Consider the following 1,205-nt stretch of genomic DNA (forward strand, 5'->3'; position numbering starts at 1 on the left):
CAGTGAAGGACCCATCAGCGGCCGGCTGATCCCGGCTCGGGGGATATCATGCGCCGTCTTGCGGCCATCCTGATGCTTACGCTGTTGGGCGCCTGCTCGACCGTAGACGACCTTTCGCCGCTGGCGCCGTCGTCGCAGACGGTCGCCGTGCGCGCGCCCCGCTTCGAAGATTCCAAGCCGCATGAATGGGACAGCGGCACGCCATGGAACTATGCCATCCATGGCACCGATGTTTCCAAATATCAAACCTCGGTCGACTGGCCGACGGCCAAGACCAACGGCATTTCCTTCGCCTTCATCAAGGCGACCGAGGGCGGCGATCGCTTCGACGACTATTTCAACGAACACTGGGCGCGCACCAGGGCCGCCGGAATCCCGCGCGCGGCCTATCATTTCTTCTATTTCTGCACGCCGGCCGCCACCCAGGCGCGCTGGTTCATCGCCAATGTTCCGAAAGACCCGTCGGCAATGCCGCCGGTGCTCGACATGGAATGGAACCCGAAGTCGCCGACCTGCAGGCTGCGCCCCGATCCCGCGACGGTGCGCAGCGAAATGAGCACCTTCCTCCAGATCGTCGAGCGCCACTACGGCAAGAAGCCGATCATCTACACTTCGCTCGACTTCTTCGACGACAACCAGCTGGCGACCTTCCGAAGCTATCCTTACTGGCTGCGCTCGGTCGCCGGCCATCCGCGTCAGAAGTATGGCAGCCATCCCTTCACCTTCTGGCAGTACACCGGAACCGGCATCGTGCCCGGCATGACCGGCAAGTCCGACATCAACGTTTTCAACGGCTCTGAAGCTGCCTGGAACAAGTGGCTGCGGCAGAACACCCGTTGACATCGGCCCTCGTGCCTGCTTTTCGACACGGCGGGCGGCGATAATTGCAACCGCTGGCGATGCGGAGCGGCGCACCCCTACCGGGGTGCTGAACGGCGCTCCTGGGCTTTGAAATCTACGCATGATCCCATCCGACCCGACCGGGTGCCTCGGATCATGCGGCGGTCTCGAAAGGGAAGCGATGCGATTGCGCGTTGATATCTTGGCGGCGGTGGTCCTCGGCGCTTTCGCCTGGCCGGCGGCGGCGCAGGACTGCGGCGGTGATTTCGAAGCCTGGAAACAGGGCGTTGCGACGGAAGCCAAGGCAGCCGGCGTCGGCGCCATTGGCCTGGACGCGCTGGAAAATGCCGCGATCGACGAAAAGG

At 63.5% G+C, this 1,205-nt stretch carries 1 protein-coding gene and 1 pseudogene; both read left to right on the forward strand.

What is annotated here, in order from left to right; genetic code table 11:
- Positions 1–48 precede the first annotated feature (48 nt).
- Positions 49–840: a GH25 family lysozyme gene (locus tag EOA38_RS37225; protein ID WP_127301552.1), complete on the forward strand. Its 792-nt coding sequence runs from the start codon at positions 49–51 to the stop codon at positions 838–840.
- A 181-nt stretch (positions 841–1,021) separates the two neighbouring features.
- Positions 1,022–1,205 (forward strand): annotated as a pseudogene (locus EOA38_RS41185) (lytic murein transglycosylase); the annotation flags it as partial.

Origin of the sequence: Mesorhizobium sp. M1E.F.Ca.ET.041.01.1.1, assembly GCF_003997355.1 — a bacterium.
Lineage (GTDB): Bacteria > Pseudomonadota > Alphaproteobacteria > Rhizobiales > Rhizobiaceae > Mesorhizobium.